This is a genomic window from Gemmata sp. SH-PL17, assembly GCF_001610855.1.
Classification (GTDB): domain Bacteria; phylum Planctomycetota; class Planctomycetia; order Gemmatales; family Gemmataceae; genus Gemmata; species Gemmata massiliana.
Genome location: NZ_CP011271.1, coordinates 8608230 through 8630681, shown reverse-complemented (window position 1 = coordinate 8630681; position 22452 = coordinate 8608230). Strand labels below are relative to the sequence as shown.

At 66.2% G+C, this 22452-nt stretch carries 33 protein-coding genes; 29 read left to right on the top strand and 4 right to left on the bottom strand.

Annotation, left to right across the window (positions count from 1 at the left end; translation table 11 throughout):
- Positions 1–134 precede the first annotated feature (134 nt).
- From VT84_RS35945 to VT84_RS35810, 28 genes are all read left to right on the top strand, one after another.
- Positions 135–1532 carry a phage major capsid protein gene (locus VT84_RS35945; protein ID WP_082842919.1) on the top strand — a complete coding sequence of 466 codons (1398 nt, stop codon included), beginning with the start codon at positions 135–137 and terminating at the stop codon, positions 1530–1532.
- 124 nt (positions 1533–1656) lie between these two features.
- A complete protein-coding gene (locus VT84_RS35940; RefSeq protein WP_082842918.1) occupies positions 1657–2124 on the top strand; it encodes a hypothetical protein in 468 nt (155 codons plus the stop codon).
- Positions 2125–2160: 36 nt separating this feature from the next.
- Positions 2161–2397, top strand: a complete 237-nt coding sequence (locus VT84_RS35935) for a hypothetical protein (protein ID WP_082842917.1) — start codon at positions 2161–2163, stop codon at positions 2395–2397.
- Between the two features lie 6 nt (positions 2398–2403).
- Positions 2404–2994 carry a head-tail connector protein gene (locus VT84_RS35930; RefSeq protein WP_082842916.1) on the top strand — a complete coding sequence of 197 codons (591 nt, stop codon included), beginning with the start codon at positions 2404–2406 and terminating at the stop codon, positions 2992–2994.
- Positions 2991–3491: a hypothetical protein gene (locus VT84_RS35925; protein ID WP_082842915.1), complete on the top strand. Its 501-nt coding sequence runs from the start codon at positions 2991–2993 to the stop codon at positions 3489–3491. Before VT84_RS35930 ends, VT84_RS35925 begins: the two co-directional genes overlap by 4 nt.
- Positions 3491–3847, top strand: coding sequence for a hypothetical protein (locus VT84_RS35920; protein WP_082842914.1), 357 nt, complete (start codon positions 3491–3493; stop codon positions 3845–3847). The genes VT84_RS35925 and VT84_RS35920 overlap by 1 nt, the downstream gene beginning before the upstream one ends.
- Positions 3844–4443: a hypothetical protein gene (locus VT84_RS35915; protein WP_082842913.1), complete on the top strand. Its 600-nt coding sequence runs from the start codon at positions 3844–3846 to the stop codon at positions 4441–4443. Before VT84_RS35920 ends, VT84_RS35915 begins: the two co-directional genes overlap by 4 nt.
- On the top strand, positions 4443–4874 hold the full coding sequence (locus tag VT84_RS35910) for a DUF3168 domain-containing protein (RefSeq protein WP_082842912.1): 432 nt from the start codon (positions 4443–4445) through the stop codon (positions 4872–4874). Before VT84_RS35915 ends, VT84_RS35910 begins: the two co-directional genes overlap by 1 nt.
- An 8-nt stretch (positions 4875–4882) precedes the next feature.
- Positions 4883–5308: a hypothetical protein gene (locus VT84_RS35905; RefSeq protein ID WP_082842911.1), complete on the top strand. Its 426-nt coding sequence runs from the start codon at positions 4883–4885 to the stop codon at positions 5306–5308.
- Between the two features lie 36 nt (positions 5309–5344).
- Positions 5345–5695 (top strand): hypothetical protein, encoded by a 351-nt coding sequence (locus tag VT84_RS35900; RefSeq protein ID WP_157470213.1) that lies wholly within the window; start codon positions 5345–5347, stop codon positions 5693–5695.
- A gap of 56 nt (positions 5696–5751) precedes the next feature.
- The gene (locus VT84_RS35895) at positions 5752–6066 is read left to right on the top strand and encodes a hypothetical protein (protein WP_082842909.1); all 315 of its coding nucleotides are present in this window, start codon (positions 5752–5754) and stop codon (positions 6064–6066) included.
- A 1-nt stretch (position 6067) separates the two neighbouring features.
- Positions 6068–7909, top strand: a complete 1842-nt coding sequence (locus VT84_RS35890; RefSeq protein WP_082842908.1) for a hypothetical protein — start codon at positions 6068–6070, stop codon at positions 7907–7909.
- Positions 7909–9633 (top strand): hypothetical protein, encoded by a 1725-nt coding sequence (locus VT84_RS35885; RefSeq protein WP_082842907.1) that lies wholly within the window; start codon positions 7909–7911, stop codon positions 9631–9633. The genes VT84_RS35890 and VT84_RS35885 overlap by 1 nt, the downstream gene beginning before the upstream one ends.
- A 1257-nt stretch (positions 9634–10890) precedes the next feature.
- Positions 10891–11967 (top strand): hypothetical protein, encoded by a 1077-nt coding sequence (locus tag VT84_RS35875; RefSeq protein WP_157470211.1) that lies wholly within the window; start codon positions 10891–10893, stop codon positions 11965–11967.
- On the top strand, positions 11960–12556 hold the full coding sequence (locus VT84_RS35870) for a glycosyltransferase family 2 protein (RefSeq protein WP_082842904.1): 597 nt from the start codon (positions 11960–11962) through the stop codon (positions 12554–12556). Before VT84_RS35875 ends, VT84_RS35870 begins: the two co-directional genes overlap by 8 nt.
- Positions 12557–12568: 12 nt before the next feature.
- Entirely contained in the window at positions 12569–12943 is a 375-nt protein-coding gene (locus VT84_RS35865) for a hypothetical protein (RefSeq protein WP_082842400.1), read from the top strand.
- Positions 12944–12946: 3 nt separating this feature from the next.
- Entirely contained in the window at positions 12947–14296 is a 1350-nt protein-coding gene (locus VT84_RS35860; RefSeq protein ID WP_082842903.1) for a hypothetical protein, read from the top strand.
- Between the two features lie 3 nt (positions 14297–14299).
- Positions 14300–15418, top strand: coding sequence for a hypothetical protein (locus VT84_RS35855; protein ID WP_082842902.1), 1119 nt, complete (start codon positions 14300–14302; stop codon positions 15416–15418).
- Between the two features lie 7 nt (positions 15419–15425).
- Positions 15426–15605: a hypothetical protein gene (locus VT84_RS35850; protein ID WP_082842901.1), complete on the top strand. Its 180-nt coding sequence runs from the start codon at positions 15426–15428 to the stop codon at positions 15603–15605.
- Between the two features lie 4 nt (positions 15606–15609).
- Positions 15610–15921: a hypothetical protein gene (locus VT84_RS35845; RefSeq protein WP_082842900.1), complete on the top strand. Its 312-nt coding sequence runs from the start codon at positions 15610–15612 to the stop codon at positions 15919–15921.
- Between the two features lie 28 nt (positions 15922–15949).
- Complete coding sequence (locus VT84_RS35840; RefSeq protein WP_082842899.1) at positions 15950–16174, top strand: hypothetical protein; 225 nt, start codon at positions 15950–15952, stop codon at positions 16172–16174.
- Between the two features lie 128 nt (positions 16175–16302).
- The gene (locus tag VT84_RS41540) at positions 16303–17391 is read left to right on the top strand and encodes a trypsin-like peptidase domain-containing protein (RefSeq protein WP_082842898.1); all 1089 of its coding nucleotides are present in this window, start codon (positions 16303–16305) and stop codon (positions 17389–17391) included.
- Between the two features lie 11 nt (positions 17392–17402).
- Positions 17403–17657, top strand: coding sequence for a hypothetical protein (locus VT84_RS35830; RefSeq protein WP_082842897.1), 255 nt, complete (start codon positions 17403–17405; stop codon positions 17655–17657).
- 4 nt (positions 17658–17661) lie between these two features.
- Positions 17662–18138, top strand: coding sequence for a hypothetical protein (locus tag VT84_RS35825; protein WP_082842896.1), 477 nt, complete (start codon positions 17662–17664; stop codon positions 18136–18138).
- Positions 18139–18142: 4 nt separating this feature from the next.
- Complete coding sequence (locus tag VT84_RS35820) at positions 18143–18361, top strand: hypothetical protein (RefSeq protein WP_082842895.1); 219 nt, start codon at positions 18143–18145, stop codon at positions 18359–18361.
- The gene (locus VT84_RS35815; RefSeq protein WP_082842894.1) at positions 18361–18561 is read left to right on the top strand and encodes a hypothetical protein; all 201 of its coding nucleotides are present in this window, start codon (positions 18361–18363) and stop codon (positions 18559–18561) included. The genes VT84_RS35820 and VT84_RS35815 overlap by 1 nt, the downstream gene beginning before the upstream one ends.
- Before the next feature lie 238 nt (positions 18562–18799).
- On the top strand, positions 18800–19249 hold the full coding sequence (locus VT84_RS39290) for a hypothetical protein (protein ID WP_157470209.1): 450 nt from the start codon (positions 18800–18802) through the stop codon (positions 19247–19249).
- Between the two features lie 62 nt (positions 19250–19311).
- Positions 19312–20172: a prepilin-type N-terminal cleavage/methylation domain-containing protein gene (locus VT84_RS35810; protein ID WP_082842893.1), complete on the top strand. Its 861-nt coding sequence runs from the start codon at positions 19312–19314 to the stop codon at positions 20170–20172.
- A gap of 65 nt (positions 20173–20237) precedes the next feature.
- Here VT84_RS35810 and VT84_RS35805 read toward each other — a convergent pair whose 3' ends face one another.
- The 4 genes from VT84_RS35805 to VT84_RS41900 form a co-directional block, all read right to left on the bottom strand.
- Positions 20238–20822 carry a hypothetical protein gene (locus VT84_RS35805; protein WP_157470207.1) on the bottom strand — a complete coding sequence of 195 codons (585 nt, stop codon included), beginning with the start codon at positions 20820–20822 and terminating at the stop codon, positions 20238–20240.
- Between the two features lie 542 nt (positions 20823–21364).
- Entirely contained in the window at positions 21365–21535 is a 171-nt protein-coding gene (locus VT84_RS39285; RefSeq protein ID WP_157470205.1) for a hypothetical protein, read from the bottom strand.
- 70 nt (positions 21536–21605) lie between these two features.
- Positions 21606–21806: a hypothetical protein gene (locus VT84_RS35795; protein WP_082842891.1), complete on the bottom strand. Its 201-nt coding sequence runs from the start codon at positions 21804–21806 to the stop codon at positions 21606–21608.
- 68 nt (positions 21807–21874) lie between these two features.
- Positions 21875–22000 carry a hypothetical protein gene (locus VT84_RS41900; RefSeq protein ID WP_255359526.1) on the bottom strand — a complete coding sequence of 42 codons (126 nt, stop codon included), beginning with the start codon at positions 21998–22000 and terminating at the stop codon, positions 21875–21877.
- Positions 22001–22146: 146 nt separating this feature from the next.
- On the opposite strand from VT84_RS41900, the gene VT84_RS35790 reads away from it, so the two are divergent.
- Positions 22147–22395 (top strand): hypothetical protein, encoded by a 249-nt coding sequence (locus VT84_RS35790; protein WP_082842386.1) that lies wholly within the window; start codon positions 22147–22149, stop codon positions 22393–22395.
- The last annotated feature ends 57 nt before the right edge of the window (positions 22396–22452 follow it).

Here is a 22452-nt window from a genome sequence, read left to right as displayed (position 1 = left end):
TTCTAACTCACGCGGGCTTCGCGCCCGCACCAATTTACCCGCCGTTTAACCGGCGACCTCGTGAACAGCAACCGCTGTCGGGGCCGCCGGTTTGTCTATTTCCGGCCCGGTCCCGACCACATTGGGGACCGCCGATGACCCTCGCCGAACTGCGCGCCGCTCGTGAAAAGGCCGGCGCCGACGTCACCCGCCTGGCCGCCGAATCGCAGGCGTCGGGCTTCACCTCAACTTCCGAGTGGGAAGCGAGTTGGGCCACTGCGAATAGCGCGTACAACGCGGCAGTCGCGGCCGAAGAAGCCGAAGTAGCCCGGCTCGAGCGTGCCGAGGCAGCGGGGCGGATCGCGACCGACGCGACCCGTTTGAACGCCGCGGGCCACGCCCGGTTCCGCCCCGACGCGGGCGGTCCGGCTTCTACCAACCCGAACCGTCCCGCTGCACGCCCCCGAAACTACGGCCCATTGCGAGCGTTTAAGGGCGCGGACGCGGTCGAGCGGGCCGAGCGCGCGGGGATGTGGGCCGCGGCCACGCTATACGGGAGCGAAGAGGCGCAGAAGTGGTGTGCCGCGAACGGGGTCGAGGTCCGGCGCGGGTCACTCGATACCGGCCCCTCGGCCGTGCTCAACACGTTCGACAACAAGGGCGCCGGGTACTTCGTGCCGAACGAGATCGACTACGCGGTGCAGGAGCTGGCGCTCGTGTACGGCGTATTCCGGCAATACGCCGAGAACGTGCCGATGGCGAGCGGCACCAAGGACTCGCCCCGGTGGACCGGGAGCATGACCGCATACTGGACCGTGGAGGGCAACAAGCCCAGCCCGACCGACCCCGCGTGGGATCTGATCGCGCTTATCGCCAAGGAACTCAAGGCGATGAACAAGATGACGCGGGTTCTCGACGAGGACTCCGTTATCGACCTCGGCGACAAGGTCGCGATGTGCCTGGCCGAAGCGTTCGCCTACGCCGAGGACGCGGCCGGGTTCAACGGGGACGGGACCGCCGCTTACGGCGGGATCGTCGGTCTGATCACGAAGATCCTCGCGGCGGCCGCGGCCCGTGCGCAAGCGGCGACCGGGCACAACACGGTGGCCACGCTCACGCTCGACGACTTCAACGCGGTGGTCGCGAAGTACCCGAACTACCCGAGCGCGCAACCGCGCTGGTTCATGCACAAGGCGTTCTGGGCGAACGCGGTCCAGCGCCTGCAACTCGCCGCGGGCGGGGCGCTGCCGGGCGACGTCGCGCGGGGCGGGGAGATGATGCTCCTCGGGTACCCGATCACGTGGGTCAACGTGATGGCCGCGGCCCCGGCCGCGACCCAGATCGGGGCCGTCTTCGGTGACCTGCGCCTCAGCTCGAAGCTCGGGAACCGCCGGGGCCGCACGGTCGAAGTCGGGTTCGAGAACGACGATTTTACCAAGGGCTTGATGACGATCCTCGGCACCCAGCGCGTCGCGATCAACAACCACACGGTTACGGACCCGCGCGTCAACACGAACACGGGTCCGGTGGTCGGGCTGCAACTCGCGGCATAACGGCCGCTCCGGGGGCTCCGGCCCCCACGTTCGGAGGCGGCGCGGGCCGATCCGGGTTCATGCCCCGGAACAGTGTGGTTCGACTCCACGGCCTTCGACTCACCCTTAATCGCGAGGCGCTCCCGTGAAGCCGACCAAGTACAAGACCGTGCTCGTCACGCCCCCGGGCGCGATCGTGGACAACGCCGCGTTCGCCACGGCGACTATCGACACGCTCGGGTTCTCCTACCTCGAAATCTTCGTTGCGTTCGGCGCGATGGACATCGCGGCCACGCTCCTGAAGGTGCAGGAGTCCGACGACTCGGGCATGTCCGGGGCCGTGGACATCGTGGGCACCCGGGTCGGGACCGACCCGAACGACACCGGCGCCACGAGCACGCTCCCGAGCGCGACCAGCGACAACACAATCTTCAAGTTCGAGATCGATCTCAAGGGCCGCAAGCGGTACCTCGACCTCAACTTGACCGGCGGCGACGGCACCACGGGCACTTACGCGGTCGTGTGGGCGAACCTGCACGAAGGGGACGTGGCCCCGACTTCGGCCGCGGACAAGGGCGCCGCGCAACTGATGCGCGCCCCGATCATCAGTTAAACCGGCTCGGCGCCGGTTGATTCGAGAGGGTTCGCCGTGCAAGTGCGATTGAAGAAGCCCCACCGGGGCATGCCGGTGGGGACCGTGTGGGTTCCCCCGTGGGAATCCAAGGCGCTCGAGCTGATCGCGGACGGTACCGCGGAGCCGCTCGACGCGGCGCCCGGCGAACCCCGGGTTACGGTGGCGGACGTCGCGCCAGCAGTGCCCGAGCCGGCCGCGGCGAAGCCCACAAAGCCGAAGGGCGAGAAGAAACCGAAGGCCGCGACGAAGTGAGGCCCCGTGTACGGACTCGTCACGATTACCCCGCCGGCCGTCGAGCCCGTGTCCCTGGCACGGGCGAAGGCGCACCTGCGCATCGATCACGACGAGGAAGACGACCTCATTACGGGGTGGATCCGGGCGGCCCGGGAACTCACCGAGCAGTACACGGGCAAGCGCTGGGTCACCCAGACGGTGCGGCTCACACTCGCGGGGTGGCCGGACGACTGCACGAGCGACATCGCGGGGGCGATCCGGCTCCCGGTCGAGCCGGTCGCGTCGGTGGACGCGCTCCGGTACTTCGACGCGGCCGGTACCGAGCAGACGCTCGACGCCGAGGGCTATCAGACCTGGTTGGAACACTCCCCGCCGCTCGTGTGCCCGCCTCCCGATGGGTACTGGCCGGCGCTGAAGCGCGGCAAGGTCAAGCCGGTCACGATCGAGTTCACCGCGGGCGGCCCGCTCCAAAACGTCCCGGCGGGCGTGTCGGTCGCGATGCTGTTAGCGATCGGGAATTGGGACGAGAACCGGGGCGACGCGGGTAACGCGAAATCGCTCCCACCGGCGGCCAAGGCACAGCTCGATTTACTCTGGAACGGGGCGTACTCATGAGCGTCACGCGCGCGACGGTCGGGATCAAGTTGGACGTGGTCGAGGTTCCGCCCGCGAACGCGGCGTTCCTCGACGCGACGAAGAACAGTCTCACGTTCAACAAGCTGAGCAGTGAAATCGGTCTCACCGGGACCGGTACCCTCAACGTCACGGCCCACGCGAACGGGTCGAAGGCGCTGGCGGCCGGTACCGGGTCGCTCGACCTGACGGCACTCGTCGGGATCAACGGTGCGGCCGTGAGCCTCGACGGGCTCAAGCCCCGGGCGATCCTGTTCGAGAACCCGGCGGCCAACCTGAACCCGATCACGATCGCGAAGGGCGCCGCGAACGGGTACACCGGGCTCGGGGCCGCGTTCTCGCACGTGCTCCAACCGGGGCAGAAAGTGTTGTTCAACCTGGCGGCCGCGGGGACCGCGGTTTCGAGCACCGTGAAGGTGTTCGACCTGACCGGGACCGGCACCCAGGCCCTCAATTACCAGATCGTCGCGGGGACGTAATGGCGCGCTCACGGGCCGGGCAGTTCGACCTGCGCATCGTCGTTCTCGCTCGGGTGCTGAACCCCCAGGCGCGGAACGGCGAGGAGCGCGAGACGTGGCCCGACCCGGCCCCGGGCACCAACGAGTATTTCGCGGCCCGGGACGCGATCACCTCGGGCGAGGACATCGCGCAGGGCATCCGCCAATCGACCGGCGGGCTGAAGCTCCGGATCAAGGGGCGGTCGATCGCGGTCACGGCGTCCGATCGCATCCGGAAGAAGGTCACGGGGGAAGTGTTCGCGGTCGTCGGCGTGGCCCGGGAGAAGGGCGAGACAGTCGTCACCGTGGAGCGCGTCACCCAGAGCGTACCGCAATGAGCAAGAAGCCGATCGGCCCCCAGGTGCGGGTGAAGGTCGATCTGAGCGGGATCGAGGCCGTTATTAGCGCGGCCCGGCAGCGCGGAATCACGCTCGCGGGAGCAAAGGCCGCGGGGAAGCTCTTGAAGAACGCGGCCCGGAGCGCGGCACCGAAGCGCCCGGGCTCGGGCGCCCTGAAACAGGCCCAAGGGGTCCGGGCCGCGAAGGGTACCAAACAGGGCACGACGGCCAGTTTCGCGGTGCAGGGCGCCAAGAAGAAGATCGACAAAATGGTGGTCGTTCGGGGCCGCAAGAAGGCTCAGCGCGTGGTGCCCGCGTTTTACGACCACCTGGTTCAATTGGGCACCCGGCCCCACGCGCTCGGCAAGGGCGAGTCTCTCGGGCGCGACGCCACGAAGCGCCGCAAGGCGATCGTGCGGACCGGGCAGACCACGGGCAAGCACCCGGGGGCGAAGAAGAACCCGTACCGCAAGCGCGCGTGGGAAACGGTCAAGGGGCCGGCCGGGGCCGCGGCGCTGAAGGCGATGGGGACGGCGACGCAGAAGGAAATCGACCGCCAGGGCGCGAAGATCCGCTCGAAACTCGGGGGCACGTGATGCCGGCACCGGCGAACTGGGGCGAGGCGCTCGCCCAACGGCTCCTGAACGATACCGCGGTCGGCGCGCTCGTGGGTACGAAGGTGTACCCGTCGAAGCCGACCCAGGACACGACCGGCGCCTACGTCGTGTACTTCCGGGCCGGCGGGGCCGACGTGACGACGCTCGGCGCGCGATCGGCGCTCCAACCGCACGACGTGCGGGTCGAGTGCTACGCGGACACTCAGGCCGACGCGGACGCGCTTTTGGTCGCGGTCGTAACGGCGCTGTGCGGGAACAAGGCGACCGGGGTCGCGCCGTGGCGGGACCGGGCCAACGGGGTTCAGGGGTGTTTCACCCAGGGCGACGGGGACGAGCTGGTCACCGATGACGCCCAGCCCCGACAGGTGAGCGGGCAGACATTCCGGCTGTTTTTCAAGCCGCCAACGTGAGGTGAGTTATGGCAGTCGGTGACGAGAGCATTGGCTTCGGGGCCACGTGCGAGATCGACGATTCGGGTAACGGGTCCGCGGACGGGACGTTCGTCGAGCTTCCCATGATTACCTCGCTGGGCGTTCCCGCCCGAACGACCGGGATCGCGGAGAGCAAGCGCCTCGACCTGCCCCAAGCCGTGATCCGGAAGATCGCGACCCTGAAGGACGGGGGCGAGTTCTCGATCAAGCAACAGTTCACGCACGCACAGTTCGCGCGGTTAGAGACGATCCGGGAAAACCGGCAGACGAACAATTTCAAAATCACGGTCCCGGACGACGACGGGGACACGGAAATCACCGTCCCCGGGATCATCACGGCCAACAAGACGGACTCGCTCGAGGCCGACAAGATCACCGAGTTCGAGACGATGGTCACCGTCGCCGGCGCGTAATTGTACCGGTCCGGGGAACCACACACGGGGGCGGTCATGACGAAGGACGACGTTTTACGAGCGGCGCGGGGGAAACCGGTGCCGTTCGAGTTCGACGGGTTCACGTGCCTGCTCCGGCCTCTCTCCTACGGGGAGCGACAGGAGCTGTTCGCGTGGGGGCGGGAGCACGCCCAGGAGCAGGGCAGCGGGCTCGCGCTTCAGGGCCGTCTCGTGCTGATGGCTCTATGCGATGAGACCGGCGTCGCGCTCCTCGAACCGACTGACCTGAACCAGTTCGGTGGCCCGCTCGTGGACGCGATCGCGCTCGAGATCACCCGGCGCAACGGTCTCGACGGTCAGGGTTCCGGTGAGCCGGGAAAGGGGCAATCGCCGACGACCCCGAGCTAGCGTTCGTCGGCGACCTGTGCCTGGCCCTGCACAAGTCGCTCCCGGACGTGCTCGCGATGTCGGCCGCGGAGTTCGCGTTCTGGAAGGCGTACCGGGACCGGCACGGGTTCCCGGTGGACCGGCTCGAGGCCGGGACCGCGCTCGCGGGCGTCGCGACGGCGCGGGCGATGGGCTCGAAGGTGGAACCGAAACACCTGATCCCGAAATTCGGCCCCCAGCGCGTCAGCATGAAGGTGCTCGCCGCGCAACTGTCGGCCCTGCCCGGAGCGAAGGTGCGGTACATCCCGCGCCCGGACCGGAAGAAGCAAAAAGAACTACCCACCCCGGACCGTCCGGGGCCGGCGCCCAAGGTGCTCAACCCCCGGAAATGACATGGCGTACAACGCGATCGCGTCCGGGTCGGCGATCCTGACCACCAACGCGGACGGCCTAACGGCCGGGCTCGCGAAGTCGGCCAAGGACATGGACAAGTGGAGCCGGGACGTCAACGGGCGGATGCGCGACGCCTCGGGCAAGTTCGTCTCGACCGGAACCAAGGGCCTCACGGGTCAAATCGCCGGGCTCAACGGGGCCAGCAACGGCGCGCTCGCGGGGCTCGGGGCCACGCTCGGGACCGCGATCGGCGGGCCGGTCGGGGCGGCCATCGGGGGCGCGATCGGTTCGGCCGTGACCAGTGCGGTGAGTAAGGCGAAGGATCTGGTCAGCGGGATGCTGAGCACGCTCTCCGACACGAGCAAACAGGGCGACATTGCCGAGGCCCTCGGGCTCACGGCCGAGCAGTTCACCGGGATGGCGGGCGTGGCGAAGTCGGTCGGCGAGGACACGCGAGAGTTCCTCGAGTCGCTCGTCACGATGGGCAAACTCGCGTCCGACGCGGCCCGAGGGACCACAGTGGCCTCGGAAGCGTTCAAGGGGCTCGGACTCAATGCAAACGAGTTCATGAAGCTCCGAACCGATCAGCAGTTCATGCAGATCTTTGACGCGCTGAGCAAGCTGGCACCGTCAGTGGATAAGCAGCGGTACCTGATGAACGCCTTTGGCGATGACGGCGGGAAGTACCTGGTGCCGCTCCTGAAGAAGACGCCGGAGCAACTCCAGGCGATGGCGGCGTCGTTCGCGGTCTCGACGGAGGAGATGAAGAAGGCGCAGGCGACCACCGCGGCGTGGGGCAAGCTCCAAACGCTCGGCGACAAACTGTGGCGGTCCCTCTCGGTGGCGTTCGCGCCCGGGCTCGAGATGCTCGCCGACTTCGGCACGTCCGCGCTCAAGGCCATGCAGCCCGTGTTCGACCTGATCTCCGCGGGGTTCGACCGCGTGTGGCGGGGGATGCGCTCGTTCTTCGACGGCGCGTCCGCGCTCGCGGCGCGCCTGTGGGCGCGCATCCAGCCCCGGGTGCAGCCCGTGTTCGACTGGCTCGAGCGCGCGTGGGAAACGGTCAAGTGGGTGGCCGGGATCGCGTGGGACGGCATCGTGTCGCTCGTGGTCCCGGCGATCGAAGAAATCGTCACCTGGATCGAAGCGGCAATCGACGTGCTCGCGGATTGGGCGACGGAACTGTTCGGGTTCACGAAGGAGTGGCCCAAGGCCGAGCAGGTGATCGTCAACGTGTTCCGCGCGATCGGCGTCGCCGGCGCGAACGCATGGGACGTGATCCGGGCCGGGGCCGGGTCCGTTGCGATCGGGATCGCCAAGGTGATGGAGGCGCTCGTGGCCCTCGGGGACCAGTTCAACGGCATCACCGAGGGCCTCGTCCAGTTCGCCGAGCGCAACGGGATCATGAACGAATCGCTCCGGGGGCTGAAGACGTTCGGCGACAAGTGGAAGGAGATGGGCCGGACCGCGAGCCAACGGATGCAGGCGTGGGGCGAGGAGCAGTTCCGGACGTTCGGCCGCACCGCGGAGCAGTTCAACAAGTGGCTCGACGACAAGATCATCTCGGCCCGCCGCGACAACCGTAAGGCCCGGATCGAGGGCGAGTTCGGCGAGAAGAAAGACGAAACGCCCTCGTCGTGGAAGCTGAGCGAGGCGCTCGAGAAGGGGAGCAAGGAAGCGTACTCGCTCGTCCTGAAGAACCAGATGCGCGCGCTGTACGGCCCCGAGGACACGGCGAAGAAGCACCTCGACGTGGCCAAAGAAACGAAGAAGGTCGCGGAGAAGTCCCTCGACCAGCAGAAGCGGATGGCCGACCGGCTCGGCAAGATCGGGAGGACGTGATGGCGGTACTGTCGTGCGAACTACTGTTCACCGGGCGCGGGGGCCAGGACACCCTGGACAAGCACCGCACGTACACGAGCCGGTACGAGGTCATCACCGACGACCCGCACGACGGCGTCCAGGTGGTGGGCAACGCGCCCGGGCTCCCGGGGTTGGGCGAGTCGTACCCGACCGACGCGGTCGCGGTCGTCGTGTCCCTCGAGCCCGAACAGAGCGACGACTCGCCGTACCTCTGGTACGTGACCGTCTCTTACGACTCCCGGCCCGAAATGGCGCAGTCGGTGAACCCGGTGGACGGGAGTACGCTCACCCCTGGCGACCCGGCCGCGTTCCCCGAGAACCCGCTCCTGCGCCCGGCGCAGTGGCGCATTACGGGCCAGGACAGCAATGAGGTGGTTAACGAGTGGCGCCCCGTGGACGCCGACGGGCAGATCCTGACGCCCGCCGTGGCAGCGTGGGCCGCGAACACTGTGTACACGCCCGGCGAGATTACCTCGAACGGCGGCAACGTGTACGTGATGACCGGCGCCGGTGTGTGTGTGAGTGCGGGCTCGGGCGGCGGCCCGGCCGGGACCGGGCTCGGCATCGCCGACACCCCGGCCGCCTGGTCCGCGTTCAGCGCGGTCGCGCTTGGGGCGTACCGGATCAAGGACGCGAAGGTTTACAAGTGTACGGTCGCGGGCACCTGCGGGTCGAACGGGCCGAGCGGGAACGCCACCTCGGGCATCCTCGACGGGTCCGCCGAATGGGGGTGGGTCGGGGCCGCGGCCGCGTGGGGGTATTACAAGGGGCTCGCGGAATACCTCGGCCGGCCCGAGGACCGGGCGTATGAGGGGGTCGCGTCGAGCGGCGGGTTCCCGTTCGACCCGCCCGTGATGACCGAGGTGAGTAAGCCCGTTCTCCAGGTTACGATCAACCTGGCCTCGGTCAGCCTCGAGTACCTGGTCACGCTCTACAACGCGGTGAACGCGATCGCCTGGCGCGGCATCCCGCCCCGGTGCGCGAAAATCATCAGCCTCGAAACGGCCAACAAGTACGAGAACGGGTTCGCGTTCGTCGAGGCGACGTACACCATCGCGCTGAACAAGGACACGTGGGACAAGCGCATCCTCGACGCGGCCTACGGGCGGTTCTGGTACGCCGAAGACCCGTTCACCGGGAGCGTCTTTTTGAAGGGTGAGACCTTTAAGGACGAGTCCGGGCAGGCGTTCACGCAACCGCAGCTCCTGGACGGCAATGGCGCGCTGCTGCCCGGGGAAAGCCGCCCGTGTTCCTGCGCGGGGTGCCGCGCCAGACCAACATCGTGGACTTTAACGCCCTGCTCCCGTTCTGAGACGCGCCGTGGATTATTTGCTCACGCAACAGACGCGCGACCGGCTCATGCGGCTCCTGGGGAACCAGGGCGCCGTGGCCACACTGCGCGCCGGCCCGCCGCGGCCCTCGCCGGCCCCGTGGGTGCTCGTCCGTTGCACGAGCGCGACGCCGATCGGTGGCGACGCTGTGCGCGATCAGTGCTACCCGGCCAAGATCCTGCCCCTGGGGTCGAATGCCGTGGTCGCCGTGAAGGAACGAACCGACTGCCTGCTCACGCTGCTCGGAACGAACGGCGCGTCCGTGAAGCCGACCGCGGGGCGCGTCTACAGCGCGCTCCTGACGGGCGACGTCGTGAGCGACAGCAAGCGGCGCCCGCGCGCGTTCGCGGCGTTGGGGAATGGGTCCGGTAGTGGCGGTAGTGGCCTCGACTGCAACGGGGACGGGTGGCTCGTCGCGGCCAAGCCCGAGGATTATTGGACCATTCAGGAGATCGGGGGCACCGCGCCGGCGGTCGAGATCGGTCTGAAGATCACCATTAACGAGATCGTGTACACGGTCTCGTTCGACCCGTCGGTTCCGTCGCTGTCGCTCACCTCGGGGCTGCCCTCGGCGGTCGCGAAAGTGGGGCGCAAGGACTGCTCGGTGTGCCCGTGCGTGACGTTCGCGTTCCGCCGCAAGGACTTCTACCCGGACTTCGTGGAAGACCCGGACGACGTGTGCTCGCGGGTGCTCTACCTGAAGGTGTGCCAGGGGTGCCCGGAGGGGTGGTATTGCGTCAAAGACGCGGGCACCGAGGACGAACCGGCGGCGGTGTGGCTGGACCAGGGGGAGGCGTGCGGGGACGATGAGATCGAAGTCGTGAGCGGTCCGTGGCGGACGGAGAACGTCGCTGTTTCAAAGTGTGCGACGAACGCCGTCGGCGGCGAGTGCTCGACGACGCGAAGCGATCTGGAAGAGGGCGTCTGGTACAACTTCTCCGCGCCGGCCGGGGGAGCCGGTCTCGCACTGATTCAGCAATTGACGGACCCGCCGTATGTCCTCGAAGCCGCTTGCGACTCGAACCCGGAATACGGCGCAAATATGGGCGTCGTGTACACCAATTGCACCGAAGACTTTTATCCGCCCGCCTACGGCCCGGGCGTGTTTGGTGGCGACAAAGACACGGGTGCCGTTAGCGGGCACCGGTGCATTTCACTCCCGACCGGCGGGACGGTCAAAATCAACTTCGGGGCCGCACTCACGATACCCGTCAGCATTCAGTTCCGGTTGCGCAAGGTGGCAACGCCCGGGTGCCCGGACAACGGCACGCACACGATCGCCCCGTGCGGCGGCATCACCTCAATGAAGGTTCAGGACCGGATCGCGATCGAGTTCATCACGGGCAGCTCGGGCGCGTATCTGGCCGACGTCGGCAAGTGGATTTACCTGGACTACGATTCCGGTTCGGGCACGTGGAAAACCCCGTCGGCGTCGTTCGGCGGGTACACGGGAGCGGTTGAAATCAACTACTCGTCGTGCGTCACGTTCGTTCAGATCCCGGGCGGCCCGAGCGCACAGGGCGTGTACTCGATCGGCGGGGTCGATTACTGCGATGCGACACTGACGCGCAACCGGCTGAGGAACGCGGCCGGTGACTTCGGATGGTTCCACGTGCGGGGGCAACTCGAATGGGAAGGGTAGCCCACTACAAGCAACGCACCGCGGACCGGAAGGCCGCGGGCGTGCCCATGATCGGCCCGGCCCCACGCCCCACCGGGTTGCAACGAGTCTCGCTACCCGTGCTGCGATCCCCGTGCCCGCTCCAAGGCGCGTTGGTGGCCGAGTGCAGCACGTGCGCGGGTCCGAACGAGGCGCGGCGCACGTACTTCTGCAACCACGCGGGCAACGACGACGGGCGATGCACGCGCGGGAACGAGAAGTCCGGGCTGTGGACCTGCGCCACGTGCGACCATCACCCGGACGCGCCCCGGGCACAAGCGGCCGCAATTATTCCACCGAATATTCCCCGCGCCGGAGATCCCGCGTGCGGGGTTGTCGTGGGCGTGTACAAATGGGCCGCGCTCGCCGAGGTGCAGATCCGGGCCGTGCGCGAGACGTGCGGCCCGGTCCCGGTGCTCATCAGCAACGACGACCCGCGGATTCACGCGGACCTGGATCGCATTTGTGCGAAGTACCCGGGTGTGGAGCTGAGCACGAACCCGGATCGCATCGGGCACGGCGGTGGCGATATTGCCGCGTTCCACAAGGGCGCCCGGTGGGGCCGCGAGCGCGGGCTCGAGTACGTGTGCAAGCTGTCGCAACGGTTCATCCCCACGGCCCCGTTCTGGCTCCAAGACGGGGCCAAGGCGCTCGAGCTGGCGGACCTGGCGACGGCGACCCGGAAGTGCGATCACCCGCGCTGGCCGGTCCGCACCGAGATCGTGCTCATGCGGGTGAAAGAGTGGACCGAACCGAGCGCGCTCGAGTTCTACCGGCCGCGCCCGTTCTACTTCGAGCGGGCCGCCGGGTACGACGCCGAGACGCTCATTGCGGAGCTGATCCGCGAGCACCTCGGCGGGGCGTACTGGCCGTGGGAGCTGGTGCCGATGGCGCGCGAGCAGTCCGGCGCGTTCCTGTGGCACCACTCGAGCACGGTGGACGAGTACCGGGCGTTCGCGGCGCGCTTCGGGGTGGCGCTCCCGGACGATTTCACGTGCGAGGGGTGGGAGCGGGATTTCAACGCGGGGCTGTACAAGCATGGGTGACATTCGGCTCTCACTGGTGATCGCGACCGTGGCGCGCCCGACGCTCGCCCGGACCCTCCGTTCGCTCCGGGGCCAGTTGTGGGAACCGGGCGACGAGGTGCTCGTGGTCGGGGACGGGCCGCACCCGGTCGCGGCCGAGCTGCTCGCGCAGACGGGGTTGCCCGGGAAGTACCTCGAGAACCCAACTACCCGCGGCATGTGGGGGCACCACGCGCGGAACTGGGTACTCGACTCGCGCCAGGCGTCGGGCACGCACGTGATGGCACTGGACGACGACGACGAGTACACCCCGGGCGCGATCGCGCGCGTGCGGGCGCGGCTCCGGACGAACCCGGACCGGCCCCACATCTTCCGCATGAGCGGGCACCCGACGGCCCCGCTCATCTGGCGCCCGGAGCGCCCGGTGCTGACGGCCGGGAACCTCGGGACGCCGTGCCTGGTCTTTCCCAACGACCCGGAGAAGCTCGGGCGGTACGGGATGCGGTACACCGGGGACTGTGATTTCGCGGCGACCACGTGCGCGCAGTACCCGGACGGGCCGGTGTGGTGCGAGGACGTGATCTGTCGGGTTCGCCCGTTCGCGGCTTAACGGAGAGCGCTCATGATCGACAACCCGGTATTGCGGCGGTTCACGGACGAGACGGTCCGGACCACGGCGGACCTACTCGCGGGGGTGCTCTCGGTCCCCACGGCGGCCCTCGACGCGGTAGTGGGCCAGGGGCTCGCGGCGGCCCTCGGGACCACGGACGCGGCGCTCCTGCGGGCCGAGCCGTGGGAGCCCAGCGACTACCAGGCGGTGCCCGCGCAGGGCATCACCGGGACCGACGACAACGCGCGGGTGCAGCTCACGAACCACGACGTGATCGCGCTGTTGCGGGTGCTCGTGGTGGTCAAGGGGATGATTGCCGCGAACGACCAGCTCGGCCCCCTGGTCCGGAAGATCGCGGTCAACCCCCGTTCCTACCTGGTGGGGTGAATCATGGCGTTCAACGCGAACACGGTGTGGGAAGTGCGCGTAGACGGGGACGACTCGAACGGGGGTAGCTTCAACACGAACGCTCTGGGCACCGGGAATGTGGACTATTCCCAGCAGGCGGCGCCCCAGATCGCGGTGACCGACGCCGTGACCAACGCCACGACGACCATCACGAGCGCCAGCGCGAACTTCCCCGCGAACTGCGTGGGTAACGGGATCTGCATTGAGGGCGGGAGCGCGTCCATCACGCGCCGGTACGTGCAGATCCTCTCGCGCACCAACGCAACAACCGTTGTTGTGGACGCCTCGACGGGGTTGAACGTGGGTACCGGCGCGACCCTGAAAATGGGCGGGGCGCTCGCGTCCCCGGGGGGCGCGTTCAACACCGTGCTCGTGTCCGGGAACATCGTCTTCTACAAGTACAACGCGCTCCCGTTCGTCATCACGTCGGCGACGATTTCGGTTGCCGGGGGGCGGATTTCGCCGGTCAACGGCGTGTCCTACTCGGGCTACGACACGAGCCGACGCTTGCGCAACTGGGACGCGAACCGCCCGACGATGCAGCTCGATTCGAGCCTGTCGAGCACGAACATCGTCTCCAGCACGAGCTACGCGCTGCTCGAGTCGATCATTTTCGACGGGAACAACATCACGCTGGGGAGCGGGTGTACGCACCGGGGGAGCACGTGGCGGTGCCGGTTCCAGAACTTCACCAACGGGGCGGTGACGGACGGGGCGGCGACGGGCATCACCGAGTGCGCGTTGGGCGAGTTCACGGGGAACTCGGGCGCGGGGGCGGCGCAGGTGTACCACGGGATCGGGTGCGTGGCGTGGAACAACAGCGCGACCCCGTTCCAGTTCGTGGCCAGCGCCCGGGACTGTATCGCGTTCAACAACACCGGGGTAAACACGGACGGGTTTTCGGCGAGCCGGAAGCTGTGGAACTGTATCGCCTACGGCAACGCGCGGAACGGGTTCAACCTGTCGAACGCGGCCGAGAGTGCGGCGTACAACTGCATCGCCGAGGCGAACCTGGTGAGCGGGTACGTGGGGAACTCGTCGAACCCGTTCGTCGTCAACTGTGCGGACTTCGGGAACTCGTCGGGGCGCAGCGGCGGGAACATCCGCGACCTGGACCCGATCGGCCTGAGCGGGTCCGCGTTCGTGAACGCGGCGGGCGGGGACTTCCGGCTCAACGCGACCGCTGGCGCCGGCGCCCTGTTGCGCGCGCTGGCGCTGCCGGTGACGTTCCCGGGCGGGGTTGGTGCGAACTACCGGGACATCGGGGCGCTTCAGCACCAGGACGCGGGCGGCGGGGGCGGATCAACGGGCGGGTACATCATTGGAGCCTAAGTCATGGCGTTCGACGGACTCACCTTGAACCCGGGCTCGGGCGGCGCGGTACTCGCGACCGACTCGTTCACGGACACCGATTCGCAGGCCCGGATCATGCCGTTCGGGGCGATCGCGTTCGGCCCGCTGAACGGCCCGTACACCCCGGTGGACGCGGAGCACGGCGTGCCCGTGCATCAGCAGACCGGGGCGACGTGGGCCGTGTCGCTCGCCGCGATCCCGTTGGCGACCGGGGCGGCAACGGCCACGTTGCAAGCCGCGCAGGGGGCGGTGCTCGAGTCGATCGACTCGCGGCTCGCCGGTACGCTCACGGTCGGCACGCACGCGGTAACGCAATCGGGCGCGTGGACCGTGGGCGTTTCCGGGACCGTGCCCGTGTCCGGCCCGCTCACCGATACGCAGCTCCGCGCCTCGGCCGTGCCCGTGTCGCTCGCCTCGGTCCCGACGCACGCGGTGACGCAGTCGGGTGCCTGGTCGGTGAGCATCACGGGAACCCCGGCGGTCACGCTCGGGGCCGCGCTCCCGGCCGGGACGAACAACATCGGCGACGTGGACGTGCTCACGCTCCCGGCGATCACGATCGCGGCGGCCCAAACGCTCGCGACGGTCACGACCGTGGGGACGGTCACCACGCTGACCACGTGCGCGACCGTGACGAACCTGGCGCAGCTCGGGGGCCAGGCGGTGGCGATGGGCACGGGCGCCCGGTCCGCGGGCACCCAGCGCGTGACGATCGCGACCGACGACGTGGTCCCGGCGCAGGCGATCGCGGGGACGTCCGGGGGAACCACCCCGTACTCGTTCCTCTCGACCGCGGCGGTTCAGGCCGCGGCGATCAAGGCGAGCGCGGGCCAGGTGTACGGGTTGAGGTTCTTCAACAAGAACGCTTCGCCCGTGTACGTGCGGCTGTACAACCAGACGACCACGCCGAGCACGAGCGACACGCCGAACTATCGGTGCATGGTGCCCGGGAACACGGCCGTGGGCGGGTTCGTGGACACGGTTCCCCCGGGCATCACGTTCGGAACCGGGATCGGCATCCGGGTCACCGCGGGCGTGGCCGACAACGACGCGACCGCGCTCCCGGTGAACGACGTGATGGGAAACGTGCTGTACAAGTGAGGGCACTATGGTCGGTGGATGGCTCAATGCGGTCCTCAACCTGTTCGGGCTCGGCGGCGGTGGAGCTGGTCCGGCCCCGACGCCCAAGGTGCCCGTGTTCGCGTCCGTTCGGCTCGTGCCCGCGGTTTCGGCCACGGTGCGCGCCGTGCCTTCCGTCACCGCTTCCGTCCGCCTGACCCCGATGTGAGCGCATGGAACCGATCTACCGTAACTGCCCGCACCTGCTCGAGTACGCCGACGCGCGCACCCAGGCCGGCGCGTTCATTAACGATGGCACCTGCGCCTACTCCCTGGCGCTGGCTGGTGGCGCGGTCGTGTCGAGCGGCCCCATGCCGTTCGTGACCGGCAAGCCCGGTCTGTATCGGGCGCAGATCCCGGCCGCGGACCTGGCCGGGCTCACGATCGGGGCCGTGTACGTGGCGACGATCACGTTCACGGCGCCCGGGAACTTGGGGGACGAGCGAGCGGTGAGCTACCGCGCGATGGTGCGCGGGGCGAACTGAAAACACTGGAACCGTGAAGGGGAATCGAATGACGTCACCCGTCCCGATCAAGAGCGGCGCGGAGCTGCTCGAGGAATACGACCGGCTCACGGCCGAGCTGCGCCGGGCGCTCCGGACCACGCGCGAGCTGCAACAGAAGTGGCAGGCGTGCCGGGACCAGATCAAGCGCCGGACCGACAGCGCGGCGAGCGGTTGGGACGTGAGCGTTCACGTTCACGACACGTCCCCGCACGTGCCCCTCGGCACGGCTTAACACAGGGCGGGGACGGGTTCGTGTTTTTTTGGTCATTACGATAGGTTTTACCGATCGATTTCGAGTAGCATGATCGTTACTTCCTATTGCGGCTCGCGTACCCACTTTGACCCACGAGGCCAACCCTCATGTTCCGCGCTCGTCTGCTCGTGCTCCTGGCGCTGCTCCTCGCGGTACCCGTCGTGTCGGCCGCTCCGGACCGGATGCTCGTTCCCGAGCCGCTCCCGCAAAAGCTCGCGCTCGAGGGGCCGACGAAGTACAAGCCGTATCAGCTCGTGCGCGTGAAGGCGACGGGGCTGGATGCTAAAGCCGGGATCATCTGGCGCGTGTACCCATCGCAGGACGTGCAGCGAGCGACGACCCCGCGGGGGATTCTGGAGTTCGCCGCGCCCCCGGGTACCTACCAGATCGAGGCGCTGGTCATCACCACCGGGGCCGATGGCGCGATTTCGGTGGACGAGCAAGCGATGTCGGTGGAAATCGAGAGCTGTTGCGACAAGGCGCCCCCGATTATCCCGCCCACACCGCAACCGCCGGTGAAGCCCAAGGCGAACCCGGTCGCGGCCCTCGGCAAGATCCAATTCGGTAACGCGGGTTGCACGGCCACGGTGCTCGGGCCGCGCAGGGCTGACGGGAAGTGGGATGTGCTCACCGCGGCGCACTGTGTCACCCACGTGGGCGTCGGGGCGAAAGGTTCCATGACGCTCCCGGACGGCCGGAAGCTCGCGATCAAGGTGGGGAGCATCTACGAGACCCCGGACTGCGCGTGGCTCACGACCGAGGACGCCACGCTTGCGGACCTGCCGTTCGCGGAGATCGCGGCGAGCAACCCGCCCGTTGGGACCAAGATTTGGCACAAGGGGTACGGGGTGGACAACCCGGGCAACCGCGAGGACGGCGAGATCACGTTCGCGCAGGACGGCAACGGTCAGCTCCAAATGTCGCTGTCGGTGTCGAGCGGTGACAGCGGGGGCGGCATCTTCCGCGACGACACGGGCGAGCTGATCTCGTGCGTGTGCTGCACGACGGCGAAGGGCCAGAAGGCCCGCGTGTGGGGTTGCTCGGCCGAGGTAGCCCGCAAGTACCGGCCCGGCGCGAGCGGAACGGAGACTTGGACGCCAATTGAGATCCCGGACGCCGGCATCGGCCCCGTCAACGTGTGGGAGCCGGTGGACATGCCGACGCGCCGGGAGCTGTCGGTAACGACCCTCAAGTGAGGTGAGCCCGCGTGATCGGGGTGGCGTGCCATCGGTGTGACAAGTTCAACACGCGCACGAACTGGCCGCCCCCGTTGTGGCCGTGCGCCGGGTGCGGTCACCCGCTCCCGGTGATCGTGGCGACCGGTGCCGAGGCCCGGTGCCTGCCCTCGGCCGTGCCGAGGCTCGAGCGATCACGCGGGCCGGACGTGTGGTTCGTGGTCGGTGTGTGTGGCGGGGTGCTCTCGACGGTCGGATTGCTCGAGCTGTTCAAACTCATGAGGTAACGCCGTGGACCTGGTGTTTGTCGCTCTCGCATTCGTCCCGCTCGAATGGGTGCTGTGCGCCTTTTCGATCGCGTTCACCGTGGGCCACACGACCGAGGAAGTAATCGGGGACGGCGGCCCCTTCTGGTGCTACTACCGGCGCCACTTCGGGCGTGGGATCGACGATCTCCTCGGCGTGATCTTGTTCTCAGAGCTGGCGGCGGTGCTGATCTTGCTCGCACTTGGCGGATACCTCTGCGGGTCCGCGTTCTGCCTCGGGGCGCTGATGGGGGCGCGGCTCGGAGATGCGCTGCTGTCACACGTGTTCCTGAAGCTCGAACACGCGGGGCCGAATCCGGGCGTTGCGACCACGCCGCTCTACCTCATTGAATTCGCATTTGTTCTGGCCGTGATTCCAGCGTCAGTATCGCCCCTTGGGTTCGTGCTCGGGGCGCTGGTATTTGCCGTGTTTTGGACCGCATCGCTTCTGTTCAAGAGGTGACCCCGTGGCCGAATCGAAGACTTACGCCGAACGACTGAAGGACTGGGCTCTGTATGCCTCTGCGATCCTCGCGCTGTCGATCGCCTCCGCGCTCGCACAGCGGTGGCTCGGGAAGGAAGTCCCTCTTCCTCCCCCGCCCGTGATCCTGGTGACCTCGGGAGTTGATGGGATCACTCCCGTGGTTCAGGTTTTCCCCTCACCTGATCCCTCAAAGGACAAGTAATGCTGCACCTGCACCTGAACGTGAACCTCGGCGGTGGCGACGGCCGGCAGTTCACCGCGCTCGGCGACGGTACCTTGCTCAAGCTGGCTCTCAAGTGGGGGCCGGTCATTGCCGCGCTGTTCGGAGTGAAGCTCCCACCCCTGCCGGACTTCACCAGCGAAGTAAGCGAGCCAGTGATTGACACCAGCGCCAAGGCGTAAATGGCGACTTGGGTGAACCAAAAACGGCTCACGCCAAAGGATTTTGTGGGCCGTTATGATAAAATCATACAATAATTAATATGTTGTTGTTTTTCAAATTGTCGATTTGTATTTTATAAGTTTATTAAATGCTCAATGCCGGGATTGACATGCGTAGTAACCGACCTTAAAGTGCCTCAACCTCTCCCACATCTTCAAATCGCGCAAGGATTCGACACCACGTTTTTCGGAGTTCTGCATGGCGAATTTTCGAGTGAAGGTGCTCATGAGCGCCCTGTTTTTGCTTTGCTCTGGGTTGCTGGCACAAGGGGATCCGGGCACACCTACTACGGGAACCACCGTTCCAGCTCCCGCCGCGACCTGTGTCTTCTCGACCGGATTTCCCAAAGCCGGATCGAAGCAAGGTGAAGTCGTTGCGGCCATTGATTGGACGAACTGCACCGGCGTAGATCTTGTTGTCGGTGGCATCTCGAAAACGGTTGCGAACAAACCCGTTCTAATTGGAACGGGATTTCAAGTTCAGGGAACAGCTCAGGCTCCACTGTCTGCCAGTGGTTCATATACGTGGAATATTGCCACCGGTGAGCCGACCGGGACGAAAGTCACGAGTGGAACCGCAGACGCATTCCAAGGAGCGAACAAACTGGCCTCGAATGGTGGGGTCGTCCTCAACGTGACGATTCCTTGACAATCGGTGATCGCCGGCCCCATCGTGGGGCCGGTCGTGTTCACACCCTTAAGGATGGGCACATGCGCCAGCCGAGGTCGGGTTTTACCCTATTGGAATTGATTGTTGTCGTGGCTATCTTGGCCGTCCTCATCGGATTCATGCTCGCCGCAGTGCAGAAAGTCCGTCAAGCGGCCGCGAGGATTCAGGAGGCCAACAACCTACGTCAAATTGGGATTGCCGTTCACGGGTTCGCAGGCACTCGAGACGGTAAATTGCCCAACGTGGATGGTGCGGCCCCTTCTAAGGGCGAGTCTGTGCTAATGTCTCTGCTGCCACACCTAGAGCACATGCCAATGGATTCGGCGAGTGCCAAATGGTATCACCCTAAATTTTTTCAGGCGCCCGCCGATCCCGCGTTCACATTAACGCAGGCGCGGGCGGAATCTGATGATCTCGGAGACACGAGCTACGCCGCTAACGCACGGGCTTTTCAACCAGGGGCAGACCTTCAGAACACGTTTGCGGACGGACTGTCGGGCACACTTCTATTCACACACCACTATGCGAGATGCGGGTTCCCTGGGTTCACATGGAGCATAACTGGTACCGTGTGTCTGGAAAACGGTAACCCCAACCCTGTCCCGTGCAACAAGCCACTGCGCCACCGCGCGACTTTCGCGGACGCACCGATGTATACCAATGTGGCCCCAGTTCCTTCGGGACAGCCGGGGCGAACAGTTGCGTCGATTCCGGGTATGACATTTCAGCTTCGGCCACCACTTGAGAGTTGCGATTTCCGGGTACCGCAGGCTCTCTTTGAGAGTGGGTTGTCGGTCATTCTGGCTGACGGCAGTTACCGGACTATTTCCCCCCGCGTGGACGAGTCTGTTTTCTGGGGAGCTGTCACGCCAACTGGTGGTGAGGTGTTAGGCGACTGGTAGACATCGGCACATCAACGCAACGGGCCGCGGGGTTGACCCCACAGCCCGTTGCGTTTTGGATGACGCTACTTGGCAGACTTCGGGGCGGGCGGGAGTGAAATGCGGAATCGTACCTTCCCTTCGTCGCCGTAGGCTTCTGCGGGAAGCTCAAGTTCAAGGTAAGTCGCGTTGGAGATAGGGATCTCGAACACGAGCGTATCGGTTAATGACTTGCCCGGGTGAATTGAGGAGGTTCCTTCAGCGACTCCCACTGGCTTGGTGCCAAGGCCGAAGGACGTCCTCTTGTAAGTGTTGCCAAAGTTATCCTTGAGCGATGGCGGCAAGTTGAACGAAACAAGGTCGCTCCACGGCTTGTATTCGACCTTCTTTGTGGCGGTGGCGTTCTTGATTTGCAAGTAGATCGTGAACACGTCCTCTTGCGACCTCTCGTCCTCCAAGCCGAAGGGCGTCTTGATCGGCACTTTCCCCCGCACCGCTCGAAGCATGCTCACCTCGCAGGCCCCCACGCGCATCATGTTTCCTTGCACAATATCTGTTTCGGGCGCGGGCGATCCCTTCTCTAAAGGCTTGCTCGGTTTCGAGGGCAGGGCGCAGGCGAGACAGATGAACGCGAACATGGTGGAGCAAAGAACGGAACAGAACCGCAGCATGGCGACCTCGGCATAGGAATTCCAAGCACAAGATCATCAAGCGTCGGTTCGCCGAAATCAAGCGATTTCAACGAAACAACCCGCCCCGAGCATCCATGCCCGAGGCGAGTAGCGTTCCCCACCCGGAAGGGTGAGGTTCGACCGGGGACGCATCTTGCGTCAGCCGGCGTCTGCTGTGGTTGGCGCTCGCGCTCGTATTCACCGTACTCCGCGGCGTGGCGGCCTTTCTCCGTGAGCTTGTAGAGGGTGCGGAACTGCACCGGCTCGTTTCCCGCAATAGGCTTCCCCTCGGCACGTTCAATTAAGCCTGCCTCAATCAGCTCGTCGAGGAACTCCCCCGACTTCGTGAAGCGGGTCGGTACGATCCGGATATCGCGGCCGAGGACGGCCTTGCCCTTCGCGCGCGCGATCACTCGGAGCTGTTGCCATGTGGCGTGTTTGATCGGGAATAGCATTTAGAGACTCGTTAGGGGTTAAAGGGCAAGGGCGGCGGTGCGGAACTCGGACACGTCGAGCAACCTCTCGGGATGCGGCACGGTGGCCTAAATCACTTCCATATGCGGGTTGTGTGCCGGATCGCGAACGAGCACCACGGCCACGATCTGGAAATCGCGAGCGATCGAACTGGCCGTGGCGCGTGCGTTGATTTCCGTGCAATGCACCCCGCACAGGTTCCAGCCAGTTTCAACCGTATAGCCAACCACCTTAAACACGGGCGATCCTCCGAGCGGGCCGCGGGAAAGACCGGCGTACTACGCTTCCCCCGGCCACACTCCACGTGCATCACGCCACCTTCAGTTCCGCGGTGGCCGGCTCCTCTGCTACGGTCGCGACCAGTTCGACAGCTTTCGGGGTCGGCACGTTGACGGTGATCTTCACCATGCGGGCCGCCAACCCTGCCGTGGGCTGGAGATCGTCGGCATCCTTCGACACCTCGTAATCGCCGTTCTCGTCCACCATCACCCACACTTCGACCTCGACCATGATCCGCACTCCCGAGGGCGTTTAGGAGAAAGCGGGCGGGCCACTGCGACCCGCCCCGGTTGGCTCACTCACTCGGCCGCGGCATCCTGGCATTCATCGCACATCCAACTCTCACCGACCGGCACAAAGGCCGCATTCTCGCACTTCGGGTTCACGCACATCGTGAGTTTCGTCTTCGGTTCGGTGCAGCCCATTGCGTCTCTCCGTGTCAGGTATTTCGTTCGCGGCACTCCTGTAAAGTAATATGCGGTATACCGCATGTTAACCGTAAAAAGAAAAATTTACATGCGGTATTCTGCGTGATAGAATTGGGAGTGACACCAAACCGCGGAGCGGCTACATGGTCGCAATGGCAAAGAAAAAGCCCAAGGGCGGCAAACACACCACCAACCGCAAGCCCATGCTTCTCCCAGAGGCGTGGGATGCGATCGCGCAAGAGCTGGCGACCGCGGCCGGTCAGCCGAAGATGTGGAAGGTGGTCGAACTGCTGAAGCGCGAGGCCGAGGCGAAGGGGATGACGAACTTACCCCGGCCGCCGTGGGTGAAAGAGAAGCCCGAGGAAGAGGGCGACGAGAAGCCGAAGAAGTGAACGCTAGTCGAGGCGGGTATATACCCCGATCTCAGGAGTGGGATACACAAAACGCCT